Genomic DNA, 24285 nt, shown 5'->3' with positions numbered 1-24285 from the left:
GCCGCACCCGCCGGAACTGTCCCCGTAAGGCGTTGAAATCAAACATATTTTTTAAGCGCATTTTGTATAATTTTCGCCATTCTTACTGCTTGACAGGACAGCCCCCCATCCTTACTTTGCGCGCTGACCGCGGTGCCCCGTTGTACTGCTGATTGTTTGATCATCCGGGTAGCCGGGCGGTTGAATGGAAAGCGACTACAGGGTACGGGTTCGATGTCGTCTGACGACCTCAAGACAAGAATTGCTGCTGCCAGACAAAAGGCCGGTATCGATGGTACCGACACCAGCCAAACGGCAAGCACAACAGGACATCTTGGGCAAGGCATGCGCGTCGGTATCGAGTTTGTCTCGGCGATCGGGGTTTCTACCTTCATCGGCTGGACGTTGGATAACTGGCTCGGCACATTACCACTGGCAATGATCGTCATGTTTGTCGTGGGTGCTGCTGCAGGTTTCCTGAACGTCTACCGTCTGGCACAAGATCAGGGTGGAATAGCAAAGCAAAACCCCGCCTCAACGGATGACAAGCCTGATACGTGAAATCTGTCCGTATGTATGTTGCAACAACCAGAACGACCTCTCGCCCGACGATCATACTCTGATCCGACACCCTGATCACCGAAGACCGCAAGACGACGAGAACGGCCGTGGCCCTAGATCCACTTCACCAGTTTCAGATCCAACCGATTATACCGATAGAGGTAGCCGGGATTGATCTGTCCTTTTCCAACGCTTCCCTTTTCATGGTCCTTGGCGCGGTGCTGACCGTTGCCTTCATGTCCATTGGCCTCAGCCGCCGCGCCCTGATCCCGGGCCGCTGGCAGTCTGCATCGGAAAGCATCTACGAATTCATCGCCAATATGCTGCGTGAGCAGACGGGTGCGAAAGGACGCGAGTTCTTCCCGTTTGTCTTTACCCTGTTCATGGTTGTCCTGATGGGCAACCTGCTCGGGATGATCCCTTACAGCTTTACCTATACCAGCCACATCATTGTCACCTTCACGCTGGCAATCGTTGTCTTTCTGCTGGTTACCATCCTCGGATTTGTGAAACACGGGCTGCATTTCCTCAGCTTCTTTGCCCCATCCGGCATTCCGCTGCCCCTGCTGTTCTTGGTTGTGCCGATTGAGCTCGTCGCCTATCTGTCACGTCCGATCAGCCTGTCGGTTCGTCTGTTTGCCAACATGATGGCCGGGCACATGATCCTGAAGGTTTTTGCCGGCTTTGCCGTGATGATGGGTATTGCGGGTGTTCTGCCGCTGATCCTCATCACCCTGCTGACCGGTTTTGAATTCCTGATTGCCTTTATCCAGGCATATGTGTTTGCCGTTCTGACCTGTGTCTATCTGAAGGATGCACTGGAACTGCACTAAACATTTGTATCAACAGCGTCGTTGTACAAAACCTCTCGGGCTTCGCCCATTTCGCTTAAACGAGTAAGAAAACAAGGAAACATTATCATGGAAGAACAAGCTGCACGCTTTATCGGCGCCGCTATTGCGGTCCTCCCACTCGCTGGTGTTGGCCTCGGTCTCGGCCACATCTTCTCCAACCTGCTGTCATCCATTGCCCGCAACCCATCGGTTGCCGGTGAGCTGAAAGCTACCGGTCTGCTGTACTTCGCACTGACCGAGGCTGTTGCTCTGTTCGCACTGGTTATCTCCCTGCTGATCCTGTTCGTCTGATCAGTCGGATTTACGCTTGAACTATCTGGAACATAAGGAAAGCCAGGTCATGGAAACTGCTGTTCGGCTGTATATCCAGAAGCTCGTATCGACCGGTGTCGTTGCGGCTTTTGTCTATGCCAGTACAGATGCAGTTGTTCTGGCTGCCGAAGCTGCCGCAGAACATGGTGAAGAAGGCAGCAGTGGTTTGCCACAGCTGAACCCTGCCAATTTCACATCACAGATTTTCTGGATGCTGCTGGTGTTCTTCTTGCTCTACCAGTATCTCCGCAAGCGCATTCTGCCGCGCTATGCCGAGGTTCTGGAAGAGCGTGAAGAGAAGATCACCGGTGATCTCGGCATGGCCGAGCAACTGCGTTCGGAAGCGGAAGCTGCCCAGACAGCCTATGAAGCATCGCTCGCCGATGCGCGTAAATCCGCCCATGAGACGATCGTCAAGGCGCAGGACAAGGCCGCTGCCGACATGGCTGCCAAGATTGCCAAGGTCGAAAGCACCATCAAGGGCCGTTTCACCAAGACCGAGAACAAGATCGCCGAACAGCAACAGGCTGTTTTCGCCGAGCTTGGCTCGATTGTCTCCGAGGCGGTTCATGACAGTGTCGAACGCATTGCCAATCTGAAACCGGCCGATGCCGATATCGAAAAAGCGGTCAAGCAAGCGCTGGAGGCGCGGAGCTGATGAGCCTGTTTCATGATACCAATACCTGGGTTCTGCTCGGTTTCCTGATCTTTGTCGGCTTCATCTACAAGCGGGCCGCCAATATCGTGACCACCAAGCTTGATGAGCGTGCGGACAACATCCGCAAGCAGATCGAGGAAGCCCGGACCCTGCGTGAAGAAGCCCAGGCCATGCTGGCCCAGTATCAGCGCCAGCAGCGCGATGCCGAGAAGGCCGCCGCAGAACTGGTTTCCGAAGCGAAGGTTCAGGCCGAGCACATTCTGAAACAGGCGCAGATCGATGCCGAAGCTGCCGCCGAGCGTCAGAAGAAGATGGCCGAAGCCCGCATCGCCCAGATGGAAGCCCATGCGGTTACCGAGATCCGGGCCGTGGCAGCGGAAGTCGCGGTTCAGGCGACCCGCAGCCTGATCGAGCAGAAGGTCGATGCCAAGAAAGCAGGTGATATCCTCGCCGACAGCATCGAGAAACTGCCCTCACGCATCAACTGAGCGCAGCCACCCGGTCATCCGGTCACTGAATAACTGATCTGAATAATGAGATTACGTAATACGCCTAGGCGCCTTTCGCCTGGGCGTATTGCTTTTTGGCGTATTCGCGCAGCTTGTAACGCTGCATGATGCCAGCATCCGTACGCGGCAGGCTCGGAACAAAGTCCCAGTGCGTCGGACATTTGAAAGCATCCTCGCGCTTGCGGATGAATGCCATCAGCTCCTTGATCAGTGCCTCTCCGGCCTTCTGATCCCTTGCCGGTACCACATAGGCCTTGGCGACCGTGCCCAGCGCCTGATCGGGTGCTGCTACCACAGCGCAATCGGCAACCGCCGGATGCTCCAGCAACATTTCCTCGATTTCCGGCGCCACGATCTCGTAACCGCCGTTATCGATGATGTCGTTCATCCGACCACCGAACCAGTAGAAGCCATCGGCATCGATGCTGTACAGGTCGCCGGTAATGTTCCAACCGTTCTTAACGTAATCGGTCTGGTTCTCACCCGCCAGATAGCGGCAGCCGGTTGGTCCCTTGACGATCAGCCGTCCGGTCATCCCGGTAGGAATGTCGCGATAACTCTCATCCACCACCCGGCACAGATATCCCTCCACCGGCTTGCCGGTCGCGCCCGGTCGCAATTCATCGAGCGGCGAGGCAATGACCCGGCCTAGCAACTCGGTTGACCCGAAGGCATCGATGATCGTGCTGCCGGTCAGGTTGTGCCACTGATTGGATAGCGAGGCCGATAGCATCTCCCCGGTCGAGATACAGGTTGTCAGGCCGGAGACATCATATTTCTTGGTATAGTCGAGCATGACGCGATAGCTGGCCGGTGACGAACAACAGATCGTCGCCTTCAGCTTGGTAATCGCCTGCATCAGGATTTTCGGCTCAAATTGCTGTAGCAGGATCGCTGATGCACCAACCCGCATCGGGAACAGGATTAGCGTCGACAGGCCGAATGCCTCACTGAGCGGCATATTGCTGACAAACACATCCTCCGGCCCCGACGGCATTGTGGTGCGCGGCAGGCAATCCGCCGTCACCATCAGATCGCGGTGATGGTGCATGGTGCCCTTTACCTCACCGGACGTGCCGCTGGTGAAGGCAATCAGGCAGATATCCTCGGCAGAGGTATCGAAATTGTCGAATTGCGGTTCCTTGGGCTGCATCAGCGGCTCGGCATAGCGCCAATCATTTGGTCCGGTTTCCGGTCCCTCATAATTCGCCGCCCCCTCGGGACGTTGACCGTTACCGGCAAAGACCAGCACTTCATACAGGCCCGGACGTTTCTCCTGTACCTTGGCGAGCTCAGCCGTCAGCCGGTCATCACAGAGCGCGAAATTCACCTGTGCCTTGTCGACGATCCGGGCCAGATCACGCGCCTTCATGGATGGCGGCGTCGGCACGGCAACCGCACCAACCTTGAGAATGGCCAGAAAGGCCGCACAGAGCAGCGGTGTATTGAACCCGCGGATCAGCACCCGCGAGCCGGGGATCACGCCCATTTCATCCATCAGCACATGGGCAAGCTGATTGGCATCCCGATAGACATCGGTATAGCTCCATACCCCCTTGGAGGTCTTGAAGCACGGGTTGTCGGCATGACCGGCAAACACCATACGATCGAGCAGATCGGTGACCGCATTAACCCGATCGGGATGGCGCAGCCAGATCTTGGTGAACTTGAACTCCGGCAACTGGTCTTCCGGCGGCATGTTATCGGCGCAGAAATTATCCCAGTGCGCGGTATAGCGCTGGCCCTGTTCAAGGGCGGCGATCTCCGCTTCCATCTGGTCGGCGGCTTCCGGTGTCACACCGCTGTCGCTCAGAATGGCGTCGATATCGTCCTGACTGGCATTATCGCCGGTGGCCGCCATCCAGGCCGCCATTTCATCCATATCGCCGAACTCACCATCGGGATCATAGCCGATCATGGTCGGCTCGGGTGCGTCCGGATCGCGGGCGGGTGCTGCCTCTGGCGCAGCCTCGGGCACCGCCGCCTGCTCGGGCAGGGGCGCCACATCATCCGCCTCGTCGTCGTCCATATACTGATTGGAACTCAGCTTTAATGGCGACAAAGCAGGTTTGTCGTCTCCAGCAACGGAATCATCGACAAATTCATCCGTATCGTTGGTTGAGCTGTCCGTCATCTCGGAATTGTTCTACCACTTTGCCTCAGGGCCCAGATCACTATGCCCATTTGTTTATTAAGCTACCATAATTATTAACTAAGTTCACCGCCATCGACGCTGATTACCTGCCCGGTAACCGCACGATTTCCCGGATCGGTGAGCCATTGCAACACTTCCCCCACTTCGGTCGGCGCGATCAGGCGGCGCTGCGGGTTACCAGCGGCGAGATCTGCCCGAACTGCCGACCGGTCACGACGAGTATGGGCAACAATCTGGTCAATTTCCACTGCCAGCCGGTCGGTATCGAGCAAACCGGCGCTGATGGCATTGACCACAACCCCGCTCTCGGCCACTTCACGGGCCAGAGCCCGCATCATGCCGACCAGACCATGCAGGATCATGCAGTTCGCCGTGCTGAGCGGCCGACCGCGCATGGCATCCTGTCCGAGCACAAAAACCACATGCCCGTGCCCGGCGGCCTGCATTGCCGGCAGGGTCGCCGCCATCAGGTTGCCGGCACCGATCAGCAGATTGTTCATCGACATCTGCACGCGCGCCGGATCAAGCTGGTCATAGGCACCGTAGACATCATCGCGCAGGGCGTAGACGACGATATCAAGCTTGCCGAACCCGTCAATCGCATGGTCCACCGCGCGCCGGATTGTGGCCGGATGGGTCAGGTCGGCGGTCACCGTCTGGACATCGCCATCGACCTCATTGATCAGCCGGGTTGCCGCCGTGGTCAGCCCCTCGGAGCCACGGGCCAGCAGGCTGACCCGACAGCCCACATCCACCAGCGCCCGGGCGCTGTAGAAGCCCATCTCACCGCTGCCACCGGCAATCAGGGCATGTTGGCCATCGAGTGCGTGCGGCATGAGCGAAAAACAGAAACCCTGGAGCTTACAAAACCCGGACATCTTCGTGGGCCGGGTGAATACGAGGATCAGCCTAGCGCGCCAACTGTTCATGTACAAAGCCTTATTACCGACGACGGGATGCAAGGCGGGAGAAATGTCGGAACAGGGTAACAGCCATAACTGTTGGTGTTTTTGATTGCAGGCCCAGAACCGTTGTAGAACAGTGGTAGACAGCATTCCGACAGGATTAGAGAGACCCCAATGAATTCCGCACCCGCGACCATGCAGACCACATCGGATATCGATGCCACACAGCTGATCGAGCGGATGGGCCGTGATGCCCGTGCCGCCGCCCGCATTCTGGCAACCATCCCGACCGAGCAGAAGAATGCCGCCCTGCGTGCCGCTGCCACCGCCATTGATGCCGCTGTGGAGCAACTGCTCGCCGCCAATGAGCAGGATGTGGCCTTTGCCCGCAACAAGGGTGTGCCCGAAGCAATGCTCGACCGGCTGGTCCTCACGCCGGAGCGGATCAAGGCCGTCGCCGATGCCGTTCGGGATATTGCCGAGCTGCCCGACCCGGTTGGCAAGGTCATGACCTCATGGGAACAACCCAACGGCCTGAAATTCAAGCGTGTGCGGGTGCCGCTCGGCGTGATCGGCATCGTGTTTGAGAGCCGTCCCAATGTCACCGCCGATGCCGGTGCCCTGTGCCTCAAATCCGGCAATGCGGTTATTCTGCGTTGCGGATCGGAGAGCCTCAACTCGGCCACCGTGCTGGCCGATTGTCTGCGCCAAGCCTGCGCTGAGAACGGTCTGCCAGAGGCAGCGATACAACTGGTCCCGACCCGCGACCGCGAGGCGGTAGGCGCGATGCTGTCCCGTCCCGACCTGATTGATGTGCTGATCCCGCGCGGCGGCAAGTCGCTGATCCAGCGGGTCATGGGCGGACAGGTACCGGTCCTCGCCCATCTGGACGGGCTGTGCCATGTCTATGTGGATGGTGAGGCCGATCTCGATATGGCCGAACAGGTTGTGGTCAATGCCAAGATGCGCCGCACCTCGGTTTGCGGCTCAGCCGAAACCCTGCTGGTTGATAGCAGGATCGCCGATACCGCCCTTGCGCGCCTGATCCCGGCGCTGCAGACCGCCGGTTGTGCCATTCGCGGCGATGCGGCGGCACAGGCGATCAATGATCTGGTCACCCCGGCAACCGAGGAAGACTGGCACACCGAATATCTGGCCCCGGTCATTTCGGTGAAGGTGGTCGATGGCGTCGATGCCGCGATCGAGCATATCAACCATTACGGCTCGCATCATACCGACAGCATCATCACCCGGAATGCTACGACGGCAGAACGTTTCCTCAACCGGATCGACAGCGCCATCGTCCTGCACAACGCCTCAACCCAGTATGCCGATGGTGGCGAATTCGGCTTCGGTGCTGAAATCGGCATTGCCACCGGTCGGCTCCATGCCCGTGGCCCGGTCGGTGTCGAACAGTTGACCACGTTCAAGTATCAGGTGCAGGGTAACGGTCAGACACGCCCGTGATCTGCTGAGCATTCGATACAACGACACCATCCATGCCATACGACCCTGTCGGTACAGTTCGCAACCGCACCCTGCCGGGCTACGGCAATACCGCGTTTTCACCGCCGCATATCGCCAGCGGAAAACTCTGGCGCGGCCTGCGTATCGGCCTGCTCGGCGGCTCGTTCAACCCGGCCCATGACGGCCATCGGCATATCAGCCTGATGGCGCTCCGCCACCTCGGTCTGGATCAGGTCTGGTGGCTGGTGAGCCCGCAGAACCCGCTCAAGCCCAGCCATGGCATGGCATCGATGGAAAGCCGAATCGAACAGGCAAAACGCATCGCCCGCCATCCGCGCATCATGGTCACCGATCTGGAGCAGCAACTGGGCACGCAATACACCTCGGACACGCTTCCGGCGCTGAAATCCGCGTTTCACGGCACGGATTTCGTCTGGCTGATGGGGGCAGACAACCTGTCGCAAATCCGGTACTGGGACCGCTGGCAGAGCATTTTCACCACAATGCCGGTTGCGGTTTTTGCTCGCTCTCCCTATTCTTTAAGAGCGTGTTCGTCACTGGCGGCGGCACGCTATCAACGGCACCGTCTAACCGGCCGACAGTCACGACGATTGTCAAAGGTTGGACCGCCAGCCTGGACCTTCCTCGCCATCCCCCTGCACGGGGCATCGGCAAGTGCGATCCGGGCAGCGGGTTAGATCAGGAGTTTGGTTCAGGTTTTGCCAATACTGTATGGATCACATCACGGACGGTCGCTGACCAACCAAGGAGGATGACGATAAGTACGCATCGTCAAACAGCCAAACCGTCCCGCCTTCCCGAACCGGAAGATCTGGAACGTCTCGCCATCCAGTCCCTCGAAGATGACAAGGCACTCGACATTGTCTCGATCGATCTGGCCGGAAAATCAGCCCTAGCAGACAGTATGATTATTGCGTCCGGTACATCCGCGCGCCAGGTCGCTGCCATGGCTGAGCATCTGGTCGAGAAGATCAAGAAAACGGGTGTCAAGTCGGTCAAGGTCGAGGGCAAGTCCAATGCCGATTGGGTATTGATCGACGCTGGCGACATCGTTGTGCATCTGTTCCGGCCCGAGGTACGCGAGTTCTACAACATCGAGAAGATGTGGTTGCTCGACGCACCATCCGGGGCTGCAGGTGGCGGGGTGAAAACGTTGAACGCCGCAGGCGTCTGACGCAGGTTTGAAAATACGGACCGGCCCTGAAACGGCTGATTGTGAAGGCCTATGCAGTTCAGCCTTATTGCTGTCGGTCGTGCCCGTAAGGGGCCGGAAAAAGCGCTCTACGATCATTATCGTACACGCCTGCGATGGCCCCTTGACCTGATCGAGGTCGATCTCCGTAAAGCTATCGAACCCATGGAAAAACGCCGCGAGGCAGAAGCGGCCCTCATCCTTGATGCCTTGCCTCAGGGCGCGGTGCTGGTTGCCCTCGACGAGCGTGGCAAACAGCTCGGCAGCCGTGACTTCGCGGGCAAGATCAATGAATGGCAGGATCAGGGCGAGCGCCATACCGCGCTGGTGATCGGCGGTGCGGACGGCCTCGACCAGTCGGTCCGCGACCGCGCCCGGCTGCTGCTCTCCTATGGCAAGGCGACATGGCCGCATATGCTAGTGCGCGCCATGGCCGCCGAACAGATTTACCGTGCCCAGACCATTCTCGACGGCCATCCCTATCACCGGGATTGAGCCTTTGTTTTCAGCAATATGACTTGCACTCGCAACTTTCGCCCAAGCCGCCTAGGTTGCTGTCATGGCTGAATATTCCGCCCATTATCCGAAGAGTGCCTTTAGTCACAAGGCATGGCAGACATTCCAGCGCTATGTTGAGGATCAGCATGGCGTTGTTGGCGTTGCTGCCTTTATCGGTGGCTCGGTTGCCCGTGGTGTGGCGCAGCCCGGATCGGATGTGGACGGCGTTATCATCACGCCGGATGGCGCGGACAAACCACTCAGCCAGCGCAAGAAAATCACCATTGACGGTATCCCTCTCGACCTCGCCGTGTTCAATATGACGGGCCTGAAACGTCGCCTTGAGGGCGAATACCGTCGGGCCAACCCATGGGTCATGGATATCGTCGCCACGGGCCCAAACCTGTTCAATGCCCGCTCAAACACCGCCGTGACGGCGCGCTCAATAGCGCGCGACTATGTGCGCAAGGGGCCACCGGAGTTTACGCCACGGCAACAGCGCAGCAGTCAGGTCGAACTGACCGAACTCGCTGACAGCCTGCGCCAGAGCACAGACCCCAAGGAACAGCGCTTCATTGCCTCGATGATGGTGCCAAAACTTGCCGGATTTCACCTGCGGAGCAACAAGCAGTGGATCGGCAGCTATCGCCGGTTGCTGACCCGTCTGCGTGATATGGACAAGGGCTATGCCGACCGGCTCGACACTGCGGTTCACCAGCATCTGGCCGTGGGCGGCAAAACCGAACCCTTGCTCCAGCTCACGCTGGAAACCCTCGCCCCGGCAGGTGGATTCAGCCGCGACCTAGATACCGAGACCATGCCCGCACTGCCGTCAGCAAAACCCTCCAAGCCACCGGAGCCCGGCAAAAAGCTATAGCAGGTTGTCCGTACGTTCCTTGACGGTGCCGGTTTTGGTTGATTTGCGACGATATCGGCTAGGACGGAGATGCTTTTCGATCGCGTCATAGAGCTCGCGAACAATGTTCTTGCCGGTTGCCGTCTCGATCCCCTCAAAACCCGGTGAGGAATTGACCTCGAGCACCTTCGGCCCGTCATTGGAGCGGAGCAGATCGACCCCCGCCACCTGCAGATTGAAGGCCTTGGCCGCCTTGATCGCCATCTTGCGCTCGGTTGCCGTGATGCGCACCGGTTCCGCCGTGCCGCCCTGATGCAGGTTGGAGCGGAACTCGCCCTCTGCCCCGACCCGCTGGATCGACGCAATCACCTTGCCACTGATTACCAGACAGCGAATATCGTTACCGCCGGATTCCTTGATGAAATCCTGCAGCAGGAAACTGGCTTTCAGCCCCCGGAAAGCCGAGATCACGGATTCCGCCGCCTTCTTGGTCTCCGCCAGCACCACGCCCTTGCCCTGCGTGCTCTCCAGCAGCTTGATGATCAGCGGCGTCGATCCGACCAGCCCGATCAGATTGCCGGTATCCTTCGGTGAGGCAGCAAAGGCGGTCGGCGGCATGTCGATCTGGTGCCTCGCCAGCACCTGATGGGCGTGCAGCTTGTCCCGGCTGGCGGTAATGCCGACCGATGGATTGACGCAATAGGTGCCAATAGTCTCGAACTGGCGGATAACCGCCGTGCCATAGGGCGTGATGGACGCCCCGATGCGTGGAATAACCGCGTCATAGCGCGGCAGACGCTGGCCATCATAATGGATCTCCGGCGACATGGCGTTGATCGCCATATAGCAACGGGTGGTATCGATCACCTCAACCACATGGCCGCGCTTCTCGCCTTCCTCAACGAGGCGTCTGGTGGAATAGCTGGTTTCCTCACGGCTGAGCACGGCAATGCGCAGAGAGCGATCCGGCGCGGCATTCTTGATCTCCGCCGTGTGATACACATCGTAATCAAGCTCCGGCTGGCAATAGCTCTCACCCGGAAATACTGCCATATCATCGGCCAGCGCCTGCCGCCCGAGCAGCATCCGATAAGTCATTGAAGCCCGGTCGGTCAGCGTCACCTCAATCGGCCAGGTCCGGTCACCAACCTTGATATTGGTGCTGATGACATAACGCAACTCGGTCTCGCCATTGGAAGACGTGACCTCACGGCGATCCACCACATCTGCCGAACAGGTGATCGAGATATGATCCACATGGGTAATGGGGTGAATATCGAAGCGGACCTTGGGGTTCTCGGCATTACCGAACGGTTCGATATTAAAGGCATGGAGTGCCGACGTCTTGGCGCCGGTATCAACCTTGGCCTTGAGCGCAGGCAAGCCCAGCTCGGGCAGCGCAACCCATTCCTCCCAGCCGAGGCGGAACACTTCATCATTCGTGTTTGGTGCTGACATAAAGAACCATTCCCATAATCAATGCCGGCAAGGCAAATACCCCACCGGTCGGGGATAAACTTTGAAATTCGAGGTTGAGACCGCCGCACTCTCGCCCCATAACAATGGCATCCAATAAGAGCAACATTGCAAATCTGCGAGATAAAAATAATGCCGACCAAAAAACACCCCGTCATGCTCTGCATTCTGGACGGCTTCGGCTGGCGGGAAGAAGCAGCGGACAACGCTGTCCGCCAAGCAAAAACCCCGGTATTCGACCGCATCTGGGCCCATGGCCCAACTGCATTTCTGCAGGCTGGCGGCGGCGATGTCGGCCTGCCTGATGGCCAGTTCGGCAATTCCGAGGTCGGGCACATCAATATCGGCGCAGGCCGGATCGTCAATCAGGACTTACCACGCATCGACAAGGCAATCAAAGACGGCTCGCTGGCAAATAATGAAGCGCTGCAGTCAATCATTGCCAAACTGAAGGATACCGGCGGCAAGCTGCACCTGCTCGGCCTGCTGTCCCCCGGCGGTGTCCACGCCCATCAGCGCCATATCGCGGCACTCGCCAAAATCGTTGCCGGGGCCGGTGTGCCGGTTCTGGTCCACGGTTTCCTCGATGGCCGCGATGTCGGTCCAAAGTCGGCACAGACCTATGTGCAGGCATTTCTGGATGATCTGGGCGACAATCCCGACATAAAGCTCGCCAGCCTTTGCGGCCGTTACTTCGCCATGGACCGTGACAACCGCTGGGAGCGGGTGGCCAAAGCCTATCACCTGCTGACCAGCGGCACCGGTACGGCTGCCGATGATCCGATTGCCGCGATTCAGGCCGCCTATAACGCTAATGTCAGTGATGAGTTCATCGAACCGGTCAGCCTCAACGGTTATGATGGTATGGCCGATGGTGACGGGCTGCTGATCGCCAATTTCCGGGCCGACCGGGCGCGGGAGATACTGACTGCCCTGCTCGATCCGTCATTCAGCGACATTGACCGGCCCAACCGGCCCGAACTGGCGATTGCCGGCGGTATGGTTGAGTATTCCGACAAACTGAACCCGTTTCTGACCACGCTGTTCGCGCCGCAAAACCTCGTCAATGTGCTGGGAGAAGTGGTCTCGAACGCCGGCAAGCGCCAGCTGCGTGCGGCAGAGACCGAGAAATATCCCCATGTCACCTTCTTCCTCAATGGCGGTGAAGAAACCGAATATGCGGGCGAGGACCGGATTCTGGTGCCCTCACCCAAGGTTGCCACCTATGATCTGCAACCGGAGATGTCGGCCCCCGAACTGACCTCGAAGGTCAAGGCGGCGATTGATACCGGCGATTATGATCTGATCGTCATCAACTACGCCAACCCCGACATGGTCGGTCATACCGGCTCACTCGAAGCGGCGATGAAAGCCTGTGAAACGGTGGATACCGGCCTCGGCCAGTTGCTCGAGAGCATCGAGAAACTGGGCGGTATGGCGCTCGTCACCGCCGATCATGGCAACTGCGAGCTGATGCGCGATCCCGAAACCGGCGGCCCGCATACCGCCCATACCACCAACCCGGTGCCACTGGTGCTGGTCGGTGGCAGCGAGGGCCAGACACTGCGCAATGGCCGTCTGGCCGACCTCGCCCCGACCCTGCTGTTCATGATGGGCGTCGACCAGCCCGAGGAAATGACCGGCAGAAACCTGATTGCCGATGCCGGGGACAAGAGCCAGAGCGCCGCATGATCCGATTGCGCGTCCATGCAGCCGTTATCACGGTAATCGCGGGCCTGGGCAGTATCCCGGCCCCGCTATCAGCATGGGCGCAAACTGCGGATGGCGCAGCCACGCTGTCCGAACAGGATCCGGAAGCACTCCAGCAGGCACTGGAGAACAGCCGCGCCCGTGCAGCCGAACTGGCAGGCCGGGAGCAGGCGCTCAATCAGGAACTGGCGCAGATACGCTCAACCCTCGCAACCAATGCCCTGCTGTTGCAGGCACGGGAGAACGAGCGCCGGACGCTGGTGGACAAGATCGGTGATCTCGAAACCCGCCTGACACTGGCACAGGCCCGGCTCAAGGCCCGGCGCGAGGAGTTGTCACAACTGCTCGGCGGATTGCAGCGGCTTGGCCGGATTCCGCCCGAAGCCATCCTCAGCCACGCAAAATCCGTTACCGAACTGAGCCGCGCCGCCACCATCATGGGCAATGCAGTCCCGGCGGTGCAGCAAGCACTGGAACCACTGCGCGATGAGATCGAAACAGTCAAGGAACTGCGCGGCCTGATCGACAATCGCCGCATTGAGCTGGTCACGCTGTCCAACACCCTTGAACAGCAGGACAAGGAACTGGAAGCCCTGTTGAACGACCGGGCGGAGCGGCTCGCCTCGACCTCGGCAGATCATGCCGCGGAGGCTGAGCGGGTGGATAATCTCGCCAAACGCGCCGCCGATTTGCAGGCACTGATGCAGGAACTGGCGCGACTGCCCGATCCGCCGAATGCAACACCGGATACGGCACCCACGGCTCGAACGAGCCGATTGCGCTACCTGCCGCCAATTTCAGGCCAGATTACACAACGCTTTGGCAGTCATGTTGATGGCGGCGGTCGGGCCGATGGGCTGATCTATCATGCCCGCGCCGGTCAGATGGTGCTCGCCCCCGCCGATGGTACGGTCCGTTATGCCGGGCCATTTCGCCGCTATGGCCGGGTGGTGATCATCGATCACGGTCAGGAATACCACTCGGTTCTCGCCGGTCCACTGGCCCTGATGGCACAGGTCGGCCAGCCAGTGAGGGCCGGAGAACCCATTGGCAGACTTGATCATTCGATTGCGAGCAGTAATTCATTGCTTCAAAGTGGTGTTTCAGGCTCCAATACGGACGAACTGCCATTATACTTTGAATCACGTTATCGTGGTCGGCCACAGAATCCCTTACTTTTCGTGGCCAATCAGACCAATTAGGTATTCAATAGCAAGTATCAGGACGAACCGCGCCGAGCGGACTCACAGGACAAGAAGCCCAATGCGATCCAGTTTTATAGCCGCCACCCTATCCCTCGCCCTTGCCATCAGCCCCATCGCCTTCAAAGCGCAGGCAGAGAGCAGCGGCCAGTCATCAGCCGAAACCTATCAGCAACTGACCCTGTTCGGTGATGTGCTGGAGCGGGTACGGGCGGAATATGTGACGGAACTGACCGACAAGGAACTGATCGAGGCAGCAATCAACGGCATGCTGACATCGCTCGATCCGCATTCCGGCTATCTGAACGAAGCCAATTTCCGCGACATGCGGGTCAAGACCCGCGGCGAATTTGGCGGTCTCGGCATTGAGGTCACCATGGAGAACGGCTTCGTCAAGGTGGTCTCCCCGATCGATGACACCCCGGCGGCCAATGCCGGTATCCAGCCTGGCGACTACATCACCCATCTGGATGATGAGCCGGTCCTCGGCCTGACCCTGTCGGAAGCGGTTGAGAAAATGCGTGGCCGGATCGGCACCACCATCGTTCTCACCGTGCGCCGCGAAGGTGAAACCGAAGCACTCGAAATTCCAATCAAGCGCGATGTCATCCGCATCCGTTCTGTGCGCTCCGAAATTCAGGGCGATATCGGCATTATCCGCGTCAGCACCTTCAGCGAACAAACCTCTGATGGCGTCGAGGATGCTATTGCCAGCTTCAAGGACGAGTTGGGCGACAAGCTGACCGGTGTTGTGCTTGATCTGCGCAATAATCCCGGTGGCCTGCTCGATCAGGCGATTTCGGTCTCAGATATCTTCCTCGACAAGGGCGAGATTGTCTCGACCCGTGGCCGCCGCGAAGAGGACAGCCAGCGCTACAATGCGAGCACCGGTGATGATCTAGAAGGTCTGCCGATCGTGGTTCTGATCAATGGCGGTTCCGCATCCGCATCCGAAATCGTGGCTGGCGCCCTGAAGGATCACCGCCGCGCGCTGATCATCGGCACCAAATCTTTCGGTAAGGGATCGGTTCAGACCATCATGCCATTGTCCGGCAACGTCGCGATCCGTCTGACCACAGCCCGTTATTACACCCCGTCCGGTGTTTCCATTCAGGCTGAAGGCATCGAGCCCGATATCGAGGTTAAACCGGCCCGTCTTGAGGAAATTGCCGTGCTTGAGCGCCGTCGCGAGGCTGACCTCCGTGGCGCTCTTAACAACCCGGATCATGAGGACGTCGATGTAAATGTCGAGGTTGAGGTAAATGACCAGCCTGTGGCCGGGAATGCGACCGATGAGCAACCGTTCGACTATCAATTGGCCCGTGCAGTTGACCTGTTGCGCGGAGTGTCGCTATTTCGCTCTACAGTGGTGAATTAATAGGCATGTGACCGCTGGTGATTTGACTGGTCGACATGTCGGCCTGATAATCATGTGCTGAGAAACGCACAACTGAATAAGGCGGGGGATCGAACCCTGGACGGCAATTTGCCCAACTCCCTGAAAGAGTCGATGGCAGGTGCAGGCATTGAGGATGATGCCAACACCAATAGCGACGACACGATCGAGACCGGTAACAGTCTCGATAACGATGCTGCCATGTCTGATAGCCTTCAGGAAGCTGATGGTGCGACGGTCGAAACGCTGGCCGATGACGGCCATGACGATTCCTTCCCGCAGGATCAGGACAGCCGTACCACATGGGACGATGACGAGCCGCCCCGGCGACGCTCCTACGCCTCCATGGCCGCCTCGATGACCAATGAACAAGCCAGTGCTGGTGGTTCGGGTGGCCTAAAAGGCCCATTGCTGGCCGGTACCGCCTTCCTGCTCCTGCTGGGTGCCGGGGTCGGCTATCTGGCACTCGCGGTTGAGCCACCGGGCCCGCCCCCCTCACCCGATATTAAGAACGTCAGCGAAATCGGTGGTATGGCGGCAAGCATGATTGTCGATCAACAGCCGGAACCTGAACCACAGATCAGCATCGACACGCCACCGGAACCTGAACCGGTTATCGCCGTTGCGCCAGAACCTGAGCCGGAGCCAGTGGCTGTCACGCCGCCACCGGAGCCAGAGTCGGACATGCCGCAGGTTGTTGACCGGGCAGAGGGTACACCACCGGCAGAACCACGCGCTGACCTGCAGGAAAGCACCGAATATGGCCCGCTGCCGGTCATTGCTGCCAATGGCATGCGCGCTTCCATGGCCTATGCCCGCCGGGTGCCGATTGTCGATCTGCCGCGTATCTCGATCGTCATGACCGAACTGGGCCTGAACCCGGACAAGACCCGGCAGGCAATCGAGCAACTGCCACCGGATGTCAGCCTCGCCTTCCATCCCTATGCTCCGGCACTGGACGACCTGATTGCCGCAGCGCGAGAGGTCGGGCATGAATCCCTGCTGGCCCTGCCGATGCAGCCGATCAATTATCCGTTCGATGATCCCGGCCCGAATGTCCTGCTTGTCGATTCTGATCCTGCAGACAACATCACCGCCCTCTATCGTTCACTGGGCGCTGCCGAGGGTTATGTCGGTGTCACCGGCTTCCTCGGCTCGGCCCTGCTGGCATCACCGCAAGCACTGGACCCGATCCTGCGCGAACTGGCGCGGCGCGGCCTGCTGTTTATCGATAACAACTCGACCGTCAACTCGGTCTCTGCCGATCTCAGCAATCGGGCCAATCTGCCCTATAACCGCAGTGACCGGCTGATCGATGCTATCCCGACCGTCGCCGATATTGATGAACAGCTTATGGGGCTGGAATCTCTGGCCAAGCTCAATGGCCATGCCATCGGCTATGCTCAGGCCTATCCGGTAACCTTTGAACGGCTTGAGGAATGGATTCCGCTGCTCCGTTCCCGCGGTATTGATCTGGTGCCGGTAAGCGCCACCATCGGCCTCGACGACCGCAACCCAAGCTGATCCAACCTTCCATGACCGACCGCCAGATCGAGCGTATCCCAAGCGAATACCGCCCCTGTGTCGGTATTGTGCTGATCAATGATCACGGCATGATCTTTATCGGCGAGCGCACTGATGTGCCGGGCGCGTGGCAAATGCCACAGGGCGGTGTTGATGCCGGTGAGGATGTGGAGGAAGCGGCACTGCGCGAGTTGCAGGAAGAGATCGGCACGGACAAGGCCGATATCATTCAGGTCACGCCGTCTGAATTCTACTATGATTTCCCGAATGAAATGCGCAACCATCCCCGGCGCGGCAAATGGCGTGGTCAGCGCCAGCGCTGGGTACTCGCCCGGTTCACCGGGACAGAAGATGACGTCGACCTGACCGCGGACAAGCATCAGGAGTTCGGCCGCTGGCGCTGGGCCACCGCCGATGAGGTGGTCAATGCCATCATTCCGTTCAAACGGGCGGTATATCAGGCGGTTCTTGCCGAGTTGCTGGATCGACCGGATCTTCTCGAACCTCGATTGGAATGACTTCCAGTTCGGGTGTCGGACCGGGATCATTCCTGAGCGGCGGTTCCTGCAGCCACATTTCCAGACTGGCGAAAATCGACCCGCCGACGATCAGGAGACAGGCCAGAATGATACTGATATCGAAGGGCCGTACCCCGGCGATGATCAGCAACCATGAGGACAGCAGCGGCGTGAAAAACAGCAGGGCACTAACCACCCGTATATCGCCATGCTTGGTACCGTAATCCCAGACGAAGAACACCGCCCCGGCAGGCCCCAAGCCCATCAGCAGGATGGCGAACAGCTCTTCCGGCATGGGCATGACAGTTGTTTCCAGCGCCAGATGCAGCGGCAGGGCAAGGGCGGCGCTGGCCAGGGTGTAGCCGACCACGATTTCCGTCGGCACCTGTTTGAACTTGCGGTTCAGGACCGAGTACAGCGCCCAGCTGACTGCTGACCCGGCAGCCGCGAGCAGGCCCAGAACCGGTGCCGGTGCCATCTGCTGGTTCTGGTAATCAACGCTGAGGATAATCACCGCCGCCCCGGCAAAACCGGTCACGGTGCCGATAATATGGAACCAACGCAGCCGTTCCTTCAGCAGCACAGCGGCAAACAGAATAATCAGCGCCGGATACATATAGTTGATCAGGTTCGCCTCTGCCGGTGGCCCCATCTTCAGGGCAAAGAAATACAGGACATGATTGCCGAAGATACCGGCGATGCCGAGCAGCCAGACCGCCGCCGGTTGCCGGAAGATGCGTTGCAGCGCGTTACGTGTGGGATTGCGGCGGATGGTCCAGACCAGACCGGCAATACCGCCGATGGCAAAGCTCATGAATAGCAGCTGCAGTGGTGGCACCGACCCGGTCTTGACGGTCAGCAGGGCGAGCGTCGACCAGAGGAAAATAGCTGATCCCCCAATGATCGTCGCCCGTATACGGCGATCTGGCACCGGTCCCGTCATCTGGCTGCTCGATTTTTGTCTTTCCATAATCTTCCGCCAGAACCACGACAGGAAGAAGCAAAAACAGATAACGGGGTAACTAGTTTAGCATTTCTGTCATTTTGCGGGGTTTGCGCCACATCTCGGCACTGGCCATCACCGCCCCGCCGATAATCAGCAGGCAGGCAAGCCCAAGCAGCCAATCAAAGCCACGCACGCCGATTACCACCAGCGACAGGGTGGAGAGCAGCGGTGCCAGATAGGCAAGCGCGCCCAGTACCCGAATGTCGCCGCGCTTGGTGCCGTAATCCCAGACGAAGAAGGCACCGCCAACCGGCCCCAGACCGAGGGCCAGTGCCGCGAGCCATTCGATTGCAGTTGGCATGACGCTTTGCTCGAACACCAGATGGGCGGGGATGGCGAGCAGGCTGGTGGCGAGGCAAAACCCGGTCACCGTCTCGGTCGGCACATCGGGCAGACGGCGATTGAGGACGGAATAGCTCGACCAGATCAGGGCAGCGGCCAGTGCGACGCCAAGCCCGGCAAAGGATGAGGCATCATCAGAACTGGCCGTCTCGACACCGGTAATGATCAACGCGGTACCGGCAAGGCCAAGCAGTGCCCCGACAAGATGAAACCAGCGCAGGCGGTGGCCGGGCAGCAGGGCGGAAAACAGCACAATCAGCAGGGGCCAGAGATAGTTGAGCAGATTGGCCTCAACCGGCGGTGCCAAACGCAGGGCCAGAAAATAGGCGAAGTGATAGCCGAACAGCCCGCCAACCCCGAGTGCCCAGACCGATAACGGCTGACGGAAGGTGGCACAGGCCGCCCGCAGGCTGCCGCGCTTGCGGATCGACCAGATCAGGCCGATCAGGCTGGCGACGGCAAATGACATGGCCAGCAGCTGAAACGGCGGTATCCGGCCCGACAGCACCGTGAACAGCGCCAGCGTCGACCATAGTAGCACAGCGGTTGCGCCGATCAGGGTCGCCTTGACATGGACATCGGTTGCTGGAGCATCTGGCAAGGGAGCATCAGGCGAGACCGACATGGCCTATTCTATTCCGGTTCCGGTTTCAGGATGCCGTCGATCACTGTGCGGGCATCGGGATTGACCTTGTAAAGGATCAGCGTACCAGCGCCACCGAAAACCAGCGCACAGATCAGCAGGGCGAGATGCCACCGGCGCGGCATAGGCCTCACGCGGGCGGCGCGGATTGACATGCACCTTGAGCACCGTGCCCTCGGCCATGGTGGCAGCAACCGCCTCCACGCCCTGTTTTGTCTGGGTGACCAGACCGCCAGGTACGGGCTGGCGACCGATATAGTCCTCGCCCCGGAAGCGATAGCCGAACTCGATATCGAGCGCATAATGCCGATGCCGCGATGATTTCTGCCGAATTATGGATTTGCGCACCACTGCCTCAACCCGCGGCCAGTTCGGAATGCTGAGCCAGAGCCAGATTGCCCGGCAATGCCAGTAAAGACAGAGCAGTGCCGTGCCGAAACAGGCGATCACCATATACCATTCCATGAACGACATGGCGTTGCTCTCCCTACTCTATCCCTGCTGCCATCAGGATCACCCGCCGGGTTTCATCCCAGATGCCATGCTGATCGAGCCGATCCACCGGTATCCATGCCGCCTCCAGCGCATCATCGCCAGCAACCGGCTCGCCGCTGACATAGCGCGCCACAACATCCACCAGCAGATAATGGTACTGCACGGCGCCATCGGCATCGCGGTCAATACGATCAACAGCAGTCAGGACCGATACCGCTTCCGCAACGATGCCGGTTTCCTCCGCCACCTCACGAATGGCGGCCTCGGCGCAGGTTTCACCGAGATCAAGCGAGCCGCCCGGCAGGCTCCATTTGCCCTGCTCTGGCGGCTTGGCGCGCTTGACCATCAGCACGCGCCCCGCATGAATGACAATGGCCCCGACACCGACCCAGGGACGTGTCGGATAGGCACGTGGATCGGTATCGGGGCCGGATGTCATGAAACTACTCGCTGATTGCAGGAACTGCAGGATCAGACCATGTACTGGCCACCATTGACGGAGAAGGTAGCACCGGTGATGAAGGCGCTGTCATCACGCACCAGATAGGCGACCATATCGGCGATCTCTTCCGGCTTGCCCATACGGCCAACCGGGATCTGTTTGATAATGCTGTCGAGTACTTCCTGCTTCATCGCACCCGTCATCTCGGTCGCGATATAACCCGGGCAAATGACATTCGCGGTAATGCCCTTGAAGGCACCTTCCTGCGCCAGCGCCTTGGTGAAGCCGATCATGCCGGCCTTGGCTGCCGAGTAATTGGTCTGACCCATCTGGCCTTTTTGACCGTTGATCGAGCTGATATTGACGATCCGCCCGAAACCGGCCTCGCGCATGGCGGGAACAACCGCGCGGCAGAGGTTGAAACAGGAGGTCAGGTTGGTGTCGATCACCGCCTGCCAGGCATCGATATCCATCTTGTGCAGCATGCCATCGCGGGTAATGCCAGCATTGTTCACCAGCACTTCAACCGGACCGAGGGACGAAGCCACTTCATCGATGCCCTTGGCCACACTGTCGAAATCGGCAACATCGAATTTGAAGACATCAATACCGGTATCAGCCTTGAACTTCGCGGCCTTTTCATCGTTACCAGCATAGTTCGCCGCAACCTTGTAGCCGTCGGCTTTCAGTTTAATGGCGATATCGGCACCGATACCGCGGGTACCGCCGGTTACTACTGCCACACGTGACATCATTTTCTCCCAGATAACTGTTATTTTTTATGGTCATCGGGCCGGTCGCGTGTTGCGCGCCCGGCCCGGTGATAATCAGGTCGCGTTCACTTAGTCGCGTTCAACACACATGGCAATACCCATGCCGCCGCCGATGCACAGGGTGGCGAGACCTTTCTTGGCATCGCGCTTGCCCATCTCATGCAGCAGGGTGACGAGCACCCGTGCGCCGGAAGCGCCGATCGGGTGGCCGAGAGCGATGGCACCGCCATTCACATTGACCTTGTCCATGTCAAAGCCGAGGTCCTTGGCTACCGCCAGAGACTGTGCAGCAAAGGCTTCATTGCTCTCGATCAGGTCGAGGTCCTCAACCTTCCAGCCTGCCTTCTCGAGTGCCTTGCGGGAAGCCGGGATCGGGCCGGTACCCATGATCGCCGGATCAACACCACAGGTTGCCCATGAGACGATGCGGGCCAGCGGCTCAACGCCACGCTTTTTGGCTTCATCGGCGCTCATCAGCACAACAGCGGCGGCACCGTCATTGATGCCCGATGCGTTACCGGCGGTAACCGTGCCTTCCTTGGCAAAGGCCGGGCGCAGTTTCGCCATACCATCCATGGAGGCACCAGCGCGTGGATATTCGTCGGTGTCGACAACCACATCGCCCTTGCGGCCCTTGATGGTGACCGGGACAATCTCGTCCTTGAACTTGCCAGCCTTCATCGCAGCTTCGGCCTTGTTCTGGGAGGCAACCGCAAACTCATCCTGCTGTTCGCGGGTCAGTTGCCATTTCTCGGCAACGTTCTCTGCCGTCTGGCCCATGTGATAGCCGTTGAAGGCATCCCAGAGACCGTCACGGATCATGGTGTCGATCATCTGGAAGTCGCCCATTTTCTGGCCGTTGCGCAGTTGCTGGGCATGGGGTGCCTGGCTCATGCTTTCCTGACCACCGGCGACAACGATACCGGCATCACCGACCTTGATCGCCTGATAGCCGAGGGCCACCGTACGCAGACCGGAACCACAGAGCTGGTTGATGCCATAAGCGGTCTTTTCCTCTGGGATACCGGCATTCATCGCGGCCTGACGTGCCGGGTTCTGGCCGGCAGCGGCGGTCAGGATCTGGCCCATGACGACCTCATCGACTTCCGAACCCTCGACTTTGGCACGGCTCAGGACTTCACGGATCACGGTTTCACCGAGATAATGCGCAGGCACGGCACTGAGCGCACCATTGAATGACCCGATCGGGGTACGGGCCGCAGCGGCAATTACAACATCGGACATGGTTGGTTTTTCCTCTTGAAACAGGCGATAAGTCAGAAGGGATCAGGTACTGGAAAGGCCCGTTTTGATGCGGATGGTTGCATCTGATTTTGTCGTTGTGAGGCCATCCCTTCAACGGTGGCGACATTACGCGTGTCGGCACGGGTTTGGCAAGATTTGCATGGTTGAGATGGTGCCCGGTCAGGCCGATTTCAACCAGTCCGACATGGGCTCCCAAACCTGTGTCCGGGCGCTCGATCCGACCACCAGCCCCACATGGCCGAGGGAGACCGGCATGATTGTCGCAGCCGGGACGAGAGCCGCCAGCGCTGCCGCCGATGCCGGGGGCACAATCCGGTCGTGATCGGGGATAATCACCAGTGTCCGGGCGCGAATTGCGGTCGGGTCAACCGGCAGACCGGCAATCCGCCAGTTGCCATTGGCCGGATCATTGCGCCCATACCAGCCGCGCATACACTCATGGGCCACCTTCGCCGGTAGCGGAATGCCGTCGTTGAGCCAGTCCTCAAGCTCGACGAAATGACTGAACTGTTCGTCATCGCTATGAGCGATATTGGCAAATTTGCGCGGCACCAGCAGCGGATCAAGGCTGGCGAACAGGCTCTGGATGCTGTCCACCGGCAGGGCACCCCAGACCTCGACAAAGGGGGCGATGGCCTCATAAGCAGCCGCCACCCGCCGGGCAGCCGAGGCACCCATTGCATGGAACGACCATGGGGTGGCCAGCAGGATCAGGTCGGAGACATCGAGCGGTCGGCGCCAGGCGAGCGCGGTTGCCAGCATCCCGCCCATGCAATAGCCGATCACCGGCAGCTGTGATTGCCCGACCAACAGGCGGGCGGCATCCAGCGCCCGTTCCAGCCGTCCGGCGACATAATCGGTCAGCGAGAAATCGCGCTCCACCTCACCCGGCGCACCCCAGTCGAGCAGCAGGGGACGGTATCCCTCACCCACCAGCCAGCGCAGCAAGCTCGCCTCCTCGGTCAGGTCGAGAATATAACCGCGATTGATCAGGGACGGGACGACCAGAATAGGTGTGCCATCAGGGGTATCGCCAAGAGCACCATAATCGAGCAACCGACTGCCGCCCTCGGCCCATATTGCAGGCGGTTCCGTCAGTGACCGTTCGCAATCGGCCCGGCGGTAGCGCTGAACGCCGGTGAAGAAATCACCGAGACGCCGCCGTGCCTCGCTGTCGATGGCCGCTGCCAGTTCTGCCCTGAAATCGTGATTCGGTTGACCGGGATCAGCCGCGACCGCCTGTTCCTGTGTCGCGACCTGCTCGCGGAGCCTGTTCGCCCGCGTCATTAATTGCGGATGCCAGATCGGCGAGCCGCTGTTCCATAGCTGCCAGCCGGTCGAGGAGCTGAGCCATGTCACCATTGCCGCCTGCAGATGCAGCGCCAGTGGTCGCGGCCCCTGCCTTGGTGCTGTTGCTGGCTGTTGCTGGCTTTGCTTGCTCATGACCGCTGTTATTGTTGTCGTTTTTGGCAGGACGGGGGGCTGTGGGCGCAAAAGGACCACCCGGATAGGTGCCTGATGCCAT

Annotated in this window: 25 protein-coding genes; 15 read left to right on the top strand and 10 right to left on the bottom strand. The window is 59.3% G+C overall.

All coding sequences use genetic code 11. The features are described 5' to 3' along the window. Positions 1-213: 213 nt before the first annotated feature. From CBB62_12790 to CBB62_12770, 5 genes are all read left to right on the top strand, one after another. The gene (locus CBB62_12790) at positions 214-540 is read left to right on the top strand and encodes a hypothetical protein (GenBank protein ID OUT39275.1); all 327 of its coding nucleotides are present in this window, start codon (positions 214-216) and stop codon (positions 538-540) included. A 107-nt stretch (positions 541-647) separates the two neighbouring features. Beyond that, on the top strand, positions 648-1373 hold the full coding sequence (locus CBB62_12785) for a F0F1 ATP synthase subunit A (protein OUT39274.1): 726 nt from the start codon (positions 648-650) through the stop codon (positions 1371-1373). An 87-nt stretch (positions 1374-1460) separates the two neighbouring features. After that, positions 1461-1685, top strand: a complete 225-nt coding sequence (locus tag CBB62_12780; GenBank protein ID OUT39273.1) for a F0F1 ATP synthase subunit C — start codon at positions 1461-1463, stop codon at positions 1683-1685. Between the two features lie 16 nt (positions 1686-1701). Beyond that, positions 1702-2364, top strand: coding sequence for a hypothetical protein (locus CBB62_12775; protein ID OUT39272.1), 663 nt, complete (start codon positions 1702-1704; stop codon positions 2362-2364). Further along, complete coding sequence (locus CBB62_12770) at positions 2364-2852, top strand: hypothetical protein (protein ID OUT39271.1); 489 nt, start codon at positions 2364-2366, stop codon at positions 2850-2852. Before CBB62_12775 ends, CBB62_12770 begins: the two co-directional genes overlap by 1 nt. 64 nt (positions 2853-2916) lie before the next feature. Here CBB62_12770 and CBB62_12765 read toward each other — a convergent pair whose 3' ends face one another. Both CBB62_12765 and CBB62_12760 read right to left on the bottom strand, forming a co-directional pair. Next, positions 2917-5007, bottom strand: coding sequence for a hypothetical protein (locus CBB62_12765; GenBank protein OUT39270.1), 2091 nt, complete (start codon positions 5005-5007; stop codon positions 2917-2919). A gap of 74 nt (positions 5008-5081) precedes the next feature. After that, positions 5082-6083, bottom strand: coding sequence for a hypothetical protein (locus tag CBB62_12760; protein OUT39269.1), 1002 nt, complete (start codon positions 6081-6083; stop codon positions 5082-5084). A gap of 24 nt (positions 6084-6107) precedes the next feature. Between CBB62_12760 and CBB62_12755 the strand changes: the two genes are divergently transcribed. From CBB62_12755 to CBB62_12735, 5 genes are all read left to right on the top strand, one after another. After that, on the top strand, positions 6108-7400 hold the full coding sequence (locus CBB62_12755) for a glutamate-5-semialdehyde dehydrogenase (GenBank protein ID OUT39268.1): 1293 nt from the start codon (positions 6108-6110) through the stop codon (positions 7398-7400). Positions 7401-7432: 32 nt separating this feature from the next. Further along, a complete protein-coding gene (locus CBB62_12750) occupies positions 7433-8098 on the top strand; it encodes a nicotinic acid mononucleotide adenylyltransferase (protein ID OUT39267.1) in 666 nt (221 codons plus the stop codon). Positions 8099-8172: 74 nt separating this feature from the next. Continuing rightward, complete coding sequence (locus CBB62_12745) at positions 8173-8595, top strand: ribosome silencing factor (protein ID OUT39266.1); 423 nt, start codon at positions 8173-8175, stop codon at positions 8593-8595. A gap of 51 nt (positions 8596-8646) precedes the next feature. Further along, positions 8647-9108, top strand: a complete 462-nt coding sequence (locus CBB62_12740; GenBank protein OUT39265.1) for a 23S rRNA (pseudouridine(1915)-N(3))-methyltransferase RlmH — start codon at positions 8647-8649, stop codon at positions 9106-9108. Between the two features lie 64 nt (positions 9109-9172). Further along, a complete protein-coding gene (locus CBB62_12735; GenBank protein OUT39264.1) occupies positions 9173-9988 on the top strand; it encodes a hypothetical protein in 816 nt (271 codons plus the stop codon). Here the strand turns inward: CBB62_12735 and CBB62_12730 are convergent. Then, positions 9983-11425: a 30S ribosomal protein S6--L-glutamate ligase gene (locus CBB62_12730; GenBank protein ID OUT39263.1), complete on the bottom strand. Its 1443-nt coding sequence runs from the start codon at positions 11423-11425 to the stop codon at positions 9983-9985. The genes CBB62_12735 and CBB62_12730 overlap by 6 nt on opposite strands. 150 nt (positions 11426-11575) lie before the next feature. On the opposite strand from CBB62_12730, the gene CBB62_12725 reads away from it, so the two are divergent. From CBB62_12725 to CBB62_12705, 5 genes are all read left to right on the top strand, one after another. Then, positions 11576-13135 (top strand): phosphoglycerate mutase (2,3-diphosphoglycerate-independent), encoded by a 1560-nt coding sequence (locus CBB62_12725; protein ID OUT39262.1) that lies wholly within the window; start codon positions 11576-11578, stop codon positions 13133-13135. Continuing rightward, positions 13132-14355 carry a hypothetical protein gene (locus tag CBB62_12720; GenBank protein OUT39261.1) on the top strand — a complete coding sequence of 408 codons (1224 nt, stop codon included), beginning with the start codon at positions 13132-13134 and terminating at the stop codon, positions 14353-14355. The genes CBB62_12725 and CBB62_12720 overlap by 4 nt, the downstream gene beginning before the upstream one ends. 61 nt (positions 14356-14416) lie before the next feature. After that, positions 14417-15733, top strand: a complete 1317-nt coding sequence (locus tag CBB62_12715; protein OUT39260.1) for a peptidase S41 — start codon at positions 14417-14419, stop codon at positions 15731-15733. A gap of 132 nt (positions 15734-15865) precedes the next feature. Beyond that, a complete protein-coding gene (locus tag CBB62_12710; GenBank protein ID OUT39259.1) occupies positions 15866-17275 on the top strand; it encodes a hypothetical protein in 1410 nt (469 codons plus the stop codon). 11 nt (positions 17276-17286) lie between these two features. Then, positions 17287-17793 carry an RNA pyrophosphohydrolase gene (locus tag CBB62_12705; GenBank protein ID OUT39258.1) on the top strand — a complete coding sequence of 169 codons (507 nt, stop codon included), beginning with the start codon at positions 17287-17289 and terminating at the stop codon, positions 17791-17793. Here CBB62_12705 and CBB62_12700 read toward each other — a convergent pair. The 7 genes from CBB62_12700 to CBB62_12670 form a co-directional block, all read right to left on the bottom strand. Further along, positions 17717-18736: a hypothetical protein gene (locus CBB62_12700; GenBank protein ID OUT39257.1), complete on the bottom strand. Its 1020-nt coding sequence runs from the start codon at positions 18734-18736 to the stop codon at positions 17717-17719. The genes CBB62_12705 and CBB62_12700 overlap by 77 nt on opposite strands. Positions 18737-18815: 79 nt before the next feature. Continuing rightward, complete coding sequence (locus CBB62_12695; GenBank protein OUT39256.1) at positions 18816-19766, bottom strand: EamA family transporter; 951 nt, start codon at positions 19764-19766, stop codon at positions 18816-18818. A 3-nt stretch (positions 19767-19769) separates the two neighbouring features. Further along, positions 19770-20258: a hypothetical protein gene (locus CBB62_12690; GenBank protein OUT39255.1), complete on the bottom strand. Its 489-nt coding sequence runs from the start codon at positions 20256-20258 to the stop codon at positions 19770-19772. Positions 20259-20271: 13 nt separating this feature from the next. After that, positions 20272-20718: a hypothetical protein gene (locus CBB62_12685; protein OUT39254.1), complete on the bottom strand. Its 447-nt coding sequence runs from the start codon at positions 20716-20718 to the stop codon at positions 20272-20274. A 32-nt stretch (positions 20719-20750) separates the two neighbouring features. Continuing rightward, on the bottom strand, positions 20751-21473 hold the full coding sequence (locus tag CBB62_12680) for a beta-ketoacyl-ACP reductase (protein ID OUT39803.1): 723 nt from the start codon (positions 21471-21473) through the stop codon (positions 20751-20753). A 90-nt stretch (positions 21474-21563) separates the two neighbouring features. Then, complete coding sequence (locus CBB62_12675; GenBank protein ID OUT39253.1) at positions 21564-22739, bottom strand: acetyl-CoA acetyltransferase; 1176 nt, start codon at positions 22737-22739, stop codon at positions 21564-21566. 180 nt (positions 22740-22919) lie between these two features. After that, on the bottom strand, positions 22920-24203 hold the full coding sequence (locus CBB62_12670; GenBank protein ID OUT39252.1) for a hypothetical protein: 1284 nt from the start codon (positions 24201-24203) through the stop codon (positions 22920-22922). Positions 24204-24285 lie beyond the last annotated feature (82 nt).

It is taken from the genome of Micavibrio sp. TMED2 (assembly GCA_002168225.1).
Taxonomy (GTDB): Bacteria; Pseudomonadota; Alphaproteobacteria; order TMED2; family TMED2; genus TMED2.
This window is presented reverse-complemented; position numbering and strand designations above follow the sequence as displayed.

Coding starts and splice junctions, on each gene's coding strand:
- CBB62_12695 (OUT39256.1), bottom strand. CDS start 19,766: ATGTCGGTCTCGCCTGATGCTCCCTTGCCAGATGCTCCAGCAACCGAT.
- CBB62_12770 (OUT39271.1), top strand. CDS start 2,364: ATGAGCCTGTTTCATGATACCAATACCTGGGTTCTGCTCGGTTTCCTG.
- CBB62_12760 (OUT39269.1), bottom strand. CDS start 6,083: ATGCTGTCTACCACTGTTCTACAACGGTTCTGGGCCTGCAATCAAAAA.
- CBB62_12740 (OUT39265.1), top strand. CDS start 8,647: ATGCAGTTCAGCCTTATTGCTGTCGGTCGTGCCCGTAAGGGGCCGGAA.
- CBB62_12675 (OUT39253.1), bottom strand. CDS start 22,739: ATGTCCGATGTTGTAATTGCCGCTGCGGCCCGTACCCCGATCGGGTCA.
- CBB62_12745 (OUT39266.1), top strand. CDS start 8,173: ATGACGATAAGTACGCATCGTCAAACAGCCAAACCGTCCCGCCTTCCC.
- CBB62_12700 (OUT39257.1), bottom strand. CDS start 18,736: ATGACGGGACCGGTGCCAGATCGCCGTATACGGGCGACGATCATTGGG.
- CBB62_12730 (OUT39263.1), bottom strand. CDS start 11,425: ATGTCAGCACCAAACACGAATGATGAAGTGTTCCGCCTCGGCTGGGAG.
- CBB62_12720 (OUT39261.1), top strand. CDS start 13,132: ATGATCCGATTGCGCGTCCATGCAGCCGTTATCACGGTAATCGCGGGC.
- CBB62_12690 (OUT39255.1), bottom strand. CDS start 20,258: ATGTCGTTCATGGAATGGTATATGGTGATCGCCTGTTTCGGCACGGCA.
- CBB62_12755 (OUT39268.1), top strand. CDS start 6,108: ATGAATTCCGCACCCGCGACCATGCAGACCACATCGGATATCGATGCC.
- CBB62_12780 (OUT39273.1), top strand. CDS start 1,461: ATGGAAGAACAAGCTGCACGCTTTATCGGCGCCGCTATTGCGGTCCTC.
- CBB62_12735 (OUT39264.1), top strand. CDS start 9,173: ATGGCTGAATATTCCGCCCATTATCCGAAGAGTGCCTTTAGTCACAAG.
- CBB62_12710 (OUT39259.1), top strand. CDS start 15,866: ATGGCAGGTGCAGGCATTGAGGATGATGCCAACACCAATAGCGACGAC.
- CBB62_12715 (OUT39260.1), top strand. CDS start 14,417: ATGCGATCCAGTTTTATAGCCGCCACCCTATCCCTCGCCCTTGCCATC.
- CBB62_12670 (OUT39252.1), bottom strand. CDS start 24,203: ATGAGCAAGCAAAGCCAGCAACAGCCAGCAACAGCACCAAGGCAGGGG.
- CBB62_12790 (OUT39275.1), top strand. CDS start 214: ATGTCGTCTGACGACCTCAAGACAAGAATTGCTGCTGCCAGACAAAAG.
- CBB62_12685 (OUT39254.1), bottom strand. CDS start 20,718: ATGACATCCGGCCCCGATACCGATCCACGTGCCTATCCGACACGTCCC.
- CBB62_12705 (OUT39258.1), top strand. CDS start 17,287: ATGACCGACCGCCAGATCGAGCGTATCCCAAGCGAATACCGCCCCTGT.
- CBB62_12725 (OUT39262.1), top strand. CDS start 11,576: ATGCCGACCAAAAAACACCCCGTCATGCTCTGCATTCTGGACGGCTTC.
- CBB62_12750 (OUT39267.1), top strand. CDS start 7,433: ATGCCATACGACCCTGTCGGTACAGTTCGCAACCGCACCCTGCCGGGC.
- CBB62_12680 (OUT39803.1), bottom strand. CDS start 21,473: ATGTCACGTGTGGCAGTAGTAACCGGCGGTACCCGCGGTATCGGTGCC.
- CBB62_12765 (OUT39270.1), bottom strand. CDS start 5,007: ATGACGGACAGCTCAACCAACGATACGGATGAATTTGTCGATGATTCC.